Below are 9602 nucleotides of genomic sequence, written 5' to 3' on the forward strand. Positions count from 1 at the left end.
CCCGCAACAGGTCGCCCCCGACCGGGCTCCAACAACCGGGTTCCAAGGGCCGACCGGCCCTTGGTGGAGAGCGCGAGAGGCGACGCCTCTCGCACCCCTCCGTCACGGAACCCTCACTCCGCCGCCATCGGCTGCGGCTGGGCCGGGGCGCGGAAGGCGGCCAGCAGGGTGGCCTCCCTGGCCTTGGCGGCGGCGACGTTGCGGGCCTTGACCGGGCCGTAGCCGCGCATCTCCATCGGCAAGGCGGCGATCTCCAGCGCGGTCGCGAGGTTGTCGCGGGTCAGGCCGTGCAGGACCTCGCCCATCACCGATTCGTACTCGGCGATCAGGGCGCGCTCCTGGCGGCGCTCGGCGGTGCGGCCAAACGGGTCGAGGCGGGTGCCGCGCAGGCGCTTGCCCCTGGCCAGCAGGCGCAGGACCGGCAGCATCCAGGGGCCGAAGCTCTTCTTCTTCGGCTCGCCGCCGTCCTCGCCGGTCTCGCCCAGCGTCGGCGGGGCCATGTGGAAGGTCAGCTTCCAGTCGCCCTCGAACTGGCGCGCCACGCTCTCGACGAAGCCGCTGTCGGTGTAGAGGCGGGCGACCTCGTACTCGTCCTTGTAGGCCATCAGCTTGAAGAGGGCGCGGGCGACGGCCTCGGTCAGGGCGGTGGAGCCGGGGATCTTCTGCCCCTCGACCCGGCGGCTCCAGTCGACCAGCGCGTGGAAGCGGGCGGCGTAGGCGCTGTCCTGGTAGTCGGTCAGGAAGCGGGTGCGGCGCTCGATCACCTCGTCGAGGCTGGCGGACGGGCGGCGCTGGTCGATCAGCAGGCTGGTGCCGGCGGCCTCCACCGGGGCGGCGGGCGTGGCGGCGGCCTCGACGGCCTTGAGGTCCACGGCGGCGCGGCGGCCCCACTGGAAGGCGTCGGCGTTCAGCTTGACGGCGACGCCGTTCAGCTCGATGGCCTTGAGGATCGATTCCTCGGACAGCGGGATCAGGCCCTTCTGCCATGCGTAGCCCATCAGGAAGGGGTTGGCGTAGATGCTGTCGCCGAGCAGCCCGGTGGCCAGACGGTGGGCGTCGAGCGCGTCGACCATCGCCTCGCCGCCGCACGCCTTGCGGATGTCGCCGACGAGGTCGCGGACCGGGATCACCATGTCCGGCTTCTTGATGAAGTCGGCGGTGATGGCGTCGTGGGTGTTGATGACGGCGCGGGTGTGGCCGGCGCGCATCTTGGACAGGCCGTCGCCGGCCGCCGCGACGACGATGTCGCAGCCGAGCACCGCGTCGGCGCCGCCCGCCGCGATGCGGACGGAGTGGATGTCCTCCGGGCTGTGGCCGATGCGGATGTGGCTGGTGACGGCGCCGCCCTTCTGGGCGAGGCCGGTCATGTCGAGCACGCCGACGCCCTTGCCCTCGATGTGCGCGGCCATGCCGAGCAGGGCGCCGATGGTCACCACGCCGGTGCCGCCGACGCCGGTGACGTAAAGGCCCCAGGTCTTGTCGAAGCTTGGCAGGATGGGGGCGGGCAGCGGGGCGGCGTCGGCCGCTTTGGCGGCGGCGGGCTTGGGCTTGCGGAGCTGGCCGCCCTCGACGGTCACGAAGCTGGGGCAGAAGCCCTTGGTGCAGGAATAGTCCTTGTTGCAGGAGGACTGGTCGATCTGGCGCTTGCGGCCGAACTCGGTCTCCAGCGGGACGACGGAGACGCAGGAGGATTTGGCCGAGCAGTCGCCGCAGCCCTCGCAGACCAGCTCGTTGATGACAACGCGCTTGGCCGGGTCGACCATCTTGCCGCGCTTGCGGCGGCGGCGCTTCTCGGTGGCGCAGGTCTGGTCGTAGATCAGGACGCTGGTGCCGGCGACCTCGCGCATCTCCTTCTGCACGCGGTCGAGGTCGTCGCGGTGCTCCACCGTGGTGAATTGCGGCAGGCCGTTGTTGATGCCGTACTTCTCGGGCTCGTCGGTGACGACGGTGATGCGGGTGACGCCCTCGGCGCGCAGGGTCTGGGCGATCGACTGCACGGTCTGGGTGCCGTCGAAGGGCTGGCCGCCGGTCATGGCGACGGCGTCGTTGAACAGGATCTTGTAGGTGATGTTCACCTTGGCGGCGATGGCCTGCCGGATCGCCAGGATGCCGGAGTGGAAGTAGGTGCCGTCGCCGAGGTTGGCGAAGATGTGCTGCTCGTCGGTGAAGGGGGCCTGGCCGACCCAGGGCACGCCCTCGCCGCCCATCTGGGTGAAGGTGTCGGTGCTGCGGTCGAGCCAGGTCGCCATGTAGTGGCAGCCGATGCCGCCCAGCGCGCGGCTGCCTTCCGGCACCACGGTGGAGGTGTTGTGCGGGCAGCCGGAGCAGAAGGTCGGCTTGCGGACGACGCGGGCGACGTGGGCCTTCTGCTTCTCCTGCGCGTCGAGGAAGGCGATGCGGCGCTTGAGGTTCTCGTTGTCGACGAAGCGTTCCAACCGGCGGCCGATGACGACGGCGATCTGGGCGGGGGACAGCTCGCCGGCCGAGGGGAGGATCCACTCGCCCTGCTCGTCGAACTTGCCGACGACCTTGGGGCGGACGTCGGGGTTCCAGTTGTAGAGCTGCTCCTTGAGCTGGTTCTCGATGACCGCGCGCTTCTCCTCGACGACGACGATCTCCTCCAGACCCTCGGCGAAGTGGCGGACGCCGTCGCGCTCCAGCGGCCAGGGCATGCCGACCTTGTAGACGGTGATGCCCCAGTCGGCCGCCATCTCTTCCGTGATGCCCAGCTCGTCGAAGGCCTGGCGGACGTCGAGGTAGCTCTTGCCGGTGGTGACGATGCCGAAGCGCGGGCGGGGGCTGGACATAACCACCTGGTCCAGCTTGTTGGCACGCGCGAACGCCAGGGCGGCGTAGAGCTTGTGCTTCATCAGCCGGTGTTCCTGCTCCAGCGGCGGGTCGGGCCAGCGGATGTTCAGGCCGCCGGGCGGCATCGGGAAGTCGGTCGGGATCACCGGGCTGACGCGGTGCGGGTCGATGTACACCGAGGCCGAGGTGTCCACCGTCTCGGCGATCGTCTTCATGGCGATCCAGCAGCCCGAATAGCGGCTCATCGCCCAGCCGATCAGGCCGTAATCCAGGATCTCCTGCACGCCCGACGGATTCAGCACCGGGATCATCGCGTGCATGTAGGCGTGTTCGGACTGGTGCGGGAAGGTCGAGGACTTGGAGTTGTGGTCGTCGCCGGTCAGCACCAGCACGCCGCCGTGCTTGGAGGTGCCGGCGCCGTTGGCGTGCTTGAAGACGTCGCCGGAGCGGTCGACGCCCGGCCCCTTGCCGTACCACATGGCGAAGACGCCGTCATACTTGGCGCCCTTGAACATGCCGACCTGCTGGCTGCCCCAGACGGCGGTGGCGCCCAGCTCCTCGTTGACGCCGGGCTGGAACTGGATGTGGTTCTTCTCCAGGAACTTGCGGGCGTTCCACAGATTCTGGTCGAAGCCGCCGAGCGGCGAACCGCGGTAGCCGGAGATGAAACAGCCGGTGTTCAGGCCCGCCGCGAGGTCGCGCTGGCGCTGCATCATCGGCAGGCGCACCAGCGCCTGGGTCCCGGTGAGGTACACGCGGCCTTGCTCGAGCGCGTATTTGTCGTCCAGTGAAACGGTCGCGAGAGCCATCGGTCCCATCCTCCCCAAGCGCCGGCGGTCGGGCTTTATTGCTGGATCGCCGTTTTGTTCGATGGACGAAAAGGTAATGATGGCTGTCTTATATGGCAACGCCGGTCGCCGCCCGTTCCGCAAAAAGCAAGGAACGGCCGGCAACCGGCGGTGATCCGTAACGGAGCGTATGGAATCGTCCGCCTTGCGGAAATTCCCGCTCCGACCTGTCCCGTCGCCCACCGCTCTTGAAGGAATATGGGGTGGGACTCAGCGGGGCGGCAGGGGGGATTTCGGGGGCGGGGCGGTTCCGGTCCCGTTGTCGGGCCAGCCGCCGAAATCGGTCTGGCCGCGCGCCGCCAGCGAACGGACGGTGGCCCGCAGCGTGCGGATCAGGCAGAGCGCCACCGCCATGGATTGGGCGCTGCCGTCGCTGCCCGCCGCCCAGCGCAGGGCGGCGGCGTGGGCCTGGAGCGCGTCGACGAAGCCCTCGGTGTCGGGTTCGACCCAGGTGACGCAGGTCGACAGCGAGGCGACCATCGAGGACAGGGCGTGCTCGCCGTTGGTGACGATCTGAAGGTCGGACACGGCGTGGCGCAGGCGGCTGCCGATGGCGTCGGGGCGGTCGATTGCCGCCTCCAGCCGGTCGAGCGCCAGCATCAGCCGCACCCGCTTCGGATCGCCGCCGCGCTGGGCCGCCGACGGGGCGGAGGCCGGCGGGAAGGCGGGGGTGTCCGGGGGCGGCAGTTGCGGCGCCAGGGTGGGCTGCGGCCGGGGTTGCGGCGGAGTGGCGGGCGTTTCGGTGGCGGAGGGGCGCTGCTGCTGGCCGCCGGCCTTCACGCCGCTGTCGCGCCGGTTCAGCACCGCGTCGATGCGGCGGGCGAGCGTCGCCGCCGGCACCGGCTTGGCGAGCACGGAGTCGGCTCCCGAATCCCAAGCGCAGCGCACGGTGGACAGGTCGGCGTTGGCGGTCAGCACGATGATCGGCAGATCGGGGCGCAGGCAGCCCGGCGACTGGCGGATCCACTGGATCAATTGCGCTCCGCCCACCGGCTCCATCACCCAGTCGGTGACCATCAGGTCGAAGACCTCCCGGCGCAGCGCCTCCTTGGCGTCCTGGCCGTTGGCGACGGTGGTGATCTGGCCGACGCCCCACAGGCCCAGCATGTCCTTCAGCGCCCGCTGGAGCAGCGGGTTGTCGTCGACGATGAGGATCTTGATCTGGGAGGAGGGGCGCTTCGTCATGGACCGCTTCCGGTTCGTGGGCTGCCTTACCGATATCCGCACCGCCCACGGCCTTTTCACGGCGCGGGGAAGGGGGAACGCCCGATGGGCCGGTCCGCTGCCCCGGCCGGGGTGGCGGGACCCATCCGACCTTCCGATCGAAAGGGGTGGTTCCGGGGTTGGCTTCCCCGTTCGAGGCAGGCATCCACCCGGTTTGCGCGATCGACCGGCGGGGTTTTCCATCAGAAAATCCTGATGCATATGGACGCCGGACAGGATGGGGCCTATATCCCGCTCCATCGGACCGATGGCGATCCGCCGCGAAGGGCGGCCGGGCAGAGGGCGAGGGACAGGGGGCGAGGGATATGAGCGGTTGCGGTGGGGGATCCTGTGGCGGCGGTGGCGGGCGCTCCGGCGGTGGTTCCGGCCCGTCGGATTACCGGAGGATTTTGCGCACCGGCCTGATGGTCAACGCCCTGCTGGGGGTTGTGCTGCTGTCCGCCGGAACGGAGACGCGGGCGGTGGCGCTGTGGGCCGTCGCGCTTCTCTTCCTGAACCGCGCGGCAACCCACGGCGTCGGGCTGTGGACGGCCGGAGAGCCGATGGCTCGGCGGCCGATGGCGCCGGCGCCGGGGCGCTCCCTGGAGGCCCGCGCCGGGCTGTCGCTGCTCCGGGGCCTGCTGCTCGGTGCCGGGGTGGCGTGGGTGATCGTTGCCGCCGGGCGCCGGTTGATCGACGGCGGTCTGCTCGGGGATGGCGTGCTGGTGGTGGGTGGGGTGCCCGAGGCGCCGCTGGCCGGGCTCGCCCTGCTGCTGGCGGGTGGTGTCACCCTGGCGATGGCGACCCTTCTGTTCGCCGGGCGGCGTGGCCGGCCGACCCCGCGCAGCGTCTGGCTGTGCTCCCGCGCCGACCTGCTGCCGCTGGGCGCCGCCCTGTTGGGCATGGCCGGCGTCGCGGTGCTGGGGCAGGGTTGGCCCGACGCGGCGGTGGCGGCCCTGGTGGCGGCGACGCTGCTGCCCGATGCGTGGGCGGCGGCGCGGACGGGGGCGGCATCCCTGGCGGCCGGACCGGGAGCGGCGCGGCCGCGTTGAAGCATGCCGCGCGACCATGCCGCGGGGTGTGGAAGGAGGGCCTTGACAGGACAGCCCTCCCTGTGGCGGACTGGCCCCCATGAACACTCAGTCGCTCCCCCTGTCGCGTCGTTGGTGGTGGCCCGCTTAAATCGGGCTGGCCCAAGCGACGCGCGTTGAGCGCACCAGGAATCGAAGGCCGCCCGGATCGTCCGGAGCGGCCTTTTTCGTGACATGCGGAAACCGAAGGTGCGAGCGGACCATCCGGACGGCGACAACCGACCGACCGGAGACCGCCCCGATGCTTCCCCCCGATCTCTTCCTCGCCGATCCCCGCCATCTCGATCCGCTGGAGCAGCGGACCGGCGGCGGCCTGACCATCCACCGCAGCGCCGAGCCGCTGGCGCCGGACACGGCGCTCGACCCGCTGATCGCGGCCCTCGACGAGCGGCGCGGGCTGCTGCTGGCCGGCGGAGTCGAGGCGCCGGGCCGTTACCGCCGCTACGCGCTCGGCTTCGTCGATCCGCCGCTCGCGGTGACGGCGCGCGGGCGCACGGTGCGCATCGACGCGCTGAACCGGCGGGGCCGGCTGCTGCTGCCGGCGGTGGCCGGGGCCCTGCGTGGCCTCGACACGCTGGCCGGGCTGGAGGTCGCGCCGTCCCGCGTCACCGCCCTGGTGTGCCGGGCCACGCGGGCCTTCGCCGAGGAGGAGCGCAGCCGTCAGCCCTCGGTCTTCTCGGTGCTGCGGGCGCTGATGGGCCTGTTCGCGGCCGACGGCGACCCGTTCCTCGGCCTCTACGGCGCCTTCGCCTACGACCTCGCCTTCCAGTTCGAGCCGGTCCGGCGGCGGCTGGAGCGGCCGGACGACCAGCGCGACCTCGTTCTCTATGTGCCGGACGCGATCGTCGCGGTCGATCCGGCGGCCGGCGTGGCGCGCCGCTTCACCTATGAATTCACGGTCGGCGAACGGACCACCGACGGCGTGCCCCGCACCGGCCGCGCCCATCCCTACCGCCCCGACACCAACGCGGCGGCCGAGGGCGACCACGCTCCCGGCGAGTACCAGCGGGTGGTCGAGGCCGCCAAGGCCGCTTTCCGCCGTGGCGACCTGTTCGAGGTGGTGCCCGGCCAGACCTTCGCCGAGCCTTGCGCCGACCGCCCGTCGGCCGTGTTCCGTCGGCTGCGTGCCGCCAACCCGGCGCCCTACGAGGCGCTGATCAACCTGGGCGACGGGGAGTTCCTGGTCGCCGCCAGCCCGGAGATGTACGTGCGCGTCGGCAATCATCCGGGCACGGGGCATCCGGGCACTGGCCATCCGGGCGTTGGTCATCCGGCGGGCGGGCGCCGGGTCGAGACCTGCCCGATCTCCGGCACCGTGGCGCGCGGGGCCGACCCGCTGGGCGACGCCGCGCAGATCCTGACGCTGCTGAACTCGGCCAAGGACGCGGCGGAGCTGACCATGTGCACCGACGTCGACCGCAACGACAAGGCGCGGATCTGCGAACCCGGCTCGGTGCGCGTCGCCGGCCGCCGGATGATCGAGCTGTATTCCCGCCTCATCCACACGGTGGATCATGTCGAGGGCCGGCTGCGCGACGGCTTCGACGCGCTCGACGCCTTCCTCACCCACAGCTGGGCGGTCACCGTCACCGGCGCGCCGAAACACCGGGCCATGCAGTTCCTGGAGGACACCGAGAAGTCGCCGCGCCGCTGGTACGGCGGCGCCTTCGGGCGCATCGGCTTCGACGGCGGCATGGACACCGGGCTGACTCTGCGCACCATCCGCCTGAAGGACGGCGTCGCCACCGTCCGCGCCGGGGCGACCCTGCTGTCCGACAGCGACCCGGACGCCGAGGACGCCGAATGCCGGCTGAAGGCCGCCGCCTTCCGCGACGCCATCCGGGGCGTCGGGCCGTCGAATCCGGCGCGGGTGGCGTCGGCGGCGCGGCCGGGACGCGGCAAGCGGGTGCTGCTGGTCGATCACGACGACAGCTTCGTCCACACGCTGGGGGATTATTTCCGGCAGACCGGGGCGGTGGTGACGACCCTGCGCCATGTCCACGCGCGCGCCGCCCTCCAGGCCGATCCGCCCGACCTGCTGGTGCTGTCGCCGGGACCGGGAAGGCCGGCCGACTTCGATGTCGCCGGCACCATCGACGCGGCGCTGGCCCTGGGGGTGCCGGTGTTCGGCGTGTGCCTGGGCTTGCAGGGCATGGCGGAACGCTTCGGCGGCAGCCTCGGGCTGCTGCCGGAGCCGATGCACGGCAAGGGTTCGGAGATCCGCGTGCTGGGAGGTGAGCTGTTCGACGGGTTGCCCGAGCGCCTGCGCGTCGGCCGCTACCATTCGCTGGTGGCCCGCCGGGAAAGCCTGCCGCCGGACCTGCTGGTGACGGCGGAGACCGACGACGGCCAGGTGATGGCGCTGGAGCACCGGACCCTGCCGCTGGCGGCGGTGCAGTTCCACCCCGAATCGATCCTGACGCTCGACGGCGGTCACGGGCTGACGCTGATCGGCACCGTCATGGCCCGTCTGGCCGGGCGGGCCCTGGCCGAGGCGGCGTGAGCCCCGGCCAGACACGTTCAAAAAACAAAGAAGGCGCTTTCCTCGAAGGGGAGGGCGCCGTTACTCCACCATCCCCAGGGCTTCCTTGTACAGCTCGAGGATGGCCTCCTGCTCCTGGCGGTCGGCCTTGTCCATCTTCCGCAGGCGGATGATCTGGCGGATGATCTTGGTGTCGAAACCGGTGCCCTTGGCCTCGGCGTAGACTTCCTTGACGTCCTCCTGAAGCCCCTTCTTCTCCTCCTCCAGGCGCTCGATGCGCTCGACGAAGGATTTCAGGCGATCCGCCGCAATGCCGCCGACATCGGACATGAAGAAACCTCGCAACTTTCAGACTACCGGAAACGGGGCCGGACGATATCGGCGGGCGGGGGGAATGGCAAGCGGCCGTTGCGCGGCGGCGCCCCCGCCGGCCTCTCCCCTGCGGCGCAGCGTCGCGGGCGGGGCCCCATGTCCTGGCGCGTGAAACGGGCGCCGGTTCATGTGTTTCGCGTTTTCTCGTTTCCGCCGAAACAATGATACGAACGAACAGTGCCGCTATACCCTTTGTTGCGGCGCCGCGATCAGGCTGGTATTACCATCGGTGTGTTTGGCTTCACAAAGTCACACGAATCCGGCATGTATGCCGTGTCGTCTAGGCCGATTTCGCGGGATCGGCGTGTTTTGAGGCAGGGGAGTTGGAACAATGAAAGTCGCCATACCCAAGGAGCGACGTGCGGGCGAACTTCGCGTTGCGGCGTCACCGGAGACGGTGAAGAAGCTGAAGGGGCTTGGCCTCGACGTGGTGGTGGAAAGCGGGGCCGGTCTCGGTTCGAGCATTCCCGACGCCGCGTTCGCGGCCGCCGGTGCGACCATCGCGGCCGACGCCGCCTCGGCGCTCGGCGATGCCGACATCGTGCTGAAGGTCCAGCGTCCGCTCCTTTCGGGGGAAGGGCAGGCGGGGGCGGCCGGTGACACGAACGAGTTGGCGCTGCTGAAGAAGGGCGCCTTGCTGTTCGCGATCCTGAACCCGCACAACAGCCGCGAGCATGTGAAGGCCTACGCCGAAGCCGGCGTCAACGCCTTCGCCATGGAGTTCATGCCGCGCATCACCCGCGCCCAGGTCATGGACGTGCTGTCGAGCCAGGCGAACCTCGCCGGCTACAAGGCGGT

General features: G+C 70.7%; 6 protein-coding genes. 3 read left to right on the plus strand and 3 right to left on the minus strand.

Features of this window, described 5'->3' with window-relative positions; all coding sequences use genetic code 11:
• Positions 1 to 113: 113 nt before the first annotated feature.
• Positions 114 to 3617: an indolepyruvate ferredoxin oxidoreductase family protein gene (locus J2847_RS18390; RefSeq protein WP_209780327.1), complete on the minus strand. Its 3504-nt coding sequence runs from the start codon at positions 3615 to 3617 to the stop codon at positions 114 to 116.
• A gap of 249 nt (positions 3618 to 3866) precedes the next feature.
• The gene (locus tag J2847_RS18395) at positions 3867 to 4841 is read right to left on the minus strand and encodes a response regulator (protein WP_209780328.1); all 975 of its coding nucleotides are present in this window, start codon (positions 4839 to 4841) and stop codon (positions 3867 to 3869) included.
• Positions 4842 to 5185: 344 nt separating this feature from the next.
• Between J2847_RS18395 and J2847_RS18400 the strand changes: the two genes are divergently transcribed.
• Together J2847_RS18400 and J2847_RS18405 are read left to right on the plus strand one after the other, a co-directional pair.
• Positions 5186 to 5911 carry a hypothetical protein gene (locus J2847_RS18400; protein ID WP_209780329.1) on the plus strand — a complete coding sequence of 242 codons (726 nt, stop codon included), beginning with the start codon at positions 5186 to 5188 and terminating at the stop codon, positions 5909 to 5911.
• Between the two features lie 280 nt (positions 5912 to 6191).
• The gene (locus J2847_RS18405) at positions 6192 to 8453 is read left to right on the plus strand and encodes an anthranilate synthase (RefSeq protein WP_209780330.1); all 2262 of its coding nucleotides are present in this window, start codon (positions 6192 to 6194) and stop codon (positions 8451 to 8453) included.
• 60 nt (positions 8454 to 8513) lie between these two features.
• Here J2847_RS18405 and J2847_RS18410 read toward each other — a convergent pair whose 3' ends face one another.
• Positions 8514 to 8762, minus strand: coding sequence for a DUF2312 domain-containing protein (locus J2847_RS18410; RefSeq protein ID WP_085554855.1), 249 nt, complete (start codon positions 8760 to 8762; stop codon positions 8514 to 8516).
• Between the two features lie 373 nt (positions 8763 to 9135).
• Here J2847_RS18410 and J2847_RS18415 point away from each other — a divergent pair.
• Positions 9136 to 9602: Rossmann-fold NAD(P)-binding domain-containing protein (locus J2847_RS18415; RefSeq protein WP_459208596.1), on the plus strand; the 467-nt coding region annotated here is incomplete at its 3' end.

Source organism: Azospirillum agricola (assembly GCF_017876095.1).
In the GTDB taxonomy this organism is placed as follows: Bacteria; Pseudomonadota; Alphaproteobacteria; order Azospirillales; family Azospirillaceae; genus Azospirillum; species Azospirillum agricola.

Excerpts from the sequence above, each read along its gene's own strand:
- J2847_RS18390 (WP_209780327.1), bottom strand. The coding sequence starts at position 3,617 with ATGGCTCTCGCGACCGTTTCACTGGACGACAAATACGCGCTCGAGCAA.
- J2847_RS18395 (WP_209780328.1), bottom strand. The coding sequence starts at position 4,841 with ATGACGAAGCGCCCCTCCTCCCAGATCAAGATCCTCATCGTCGACGAC.
- J2847_RS18400 (WP_209780329.1), top strand. The coding sequence starts at position 5,186 with ATGAGCGGTTGCGGTGGGGGATCCTGTGGCGGCGGTGGCGGGCGCTCC.
- J2847_RS18405 (WP_209780330.1), top strand. The coding sequence starts at position 6,192 with ATGCTTCCCCCCGATCTCTTCCTCGCCGATCCCCGCCATCTCGATCCG.
- J2847_RS18410 (WP_085554855.1), bottom strand. The coding sequence starts at position 8,762 with ATGTCCGATGTCGGCGGCATTGCGGCGGATCGCCTGAAATCCTTCGTC.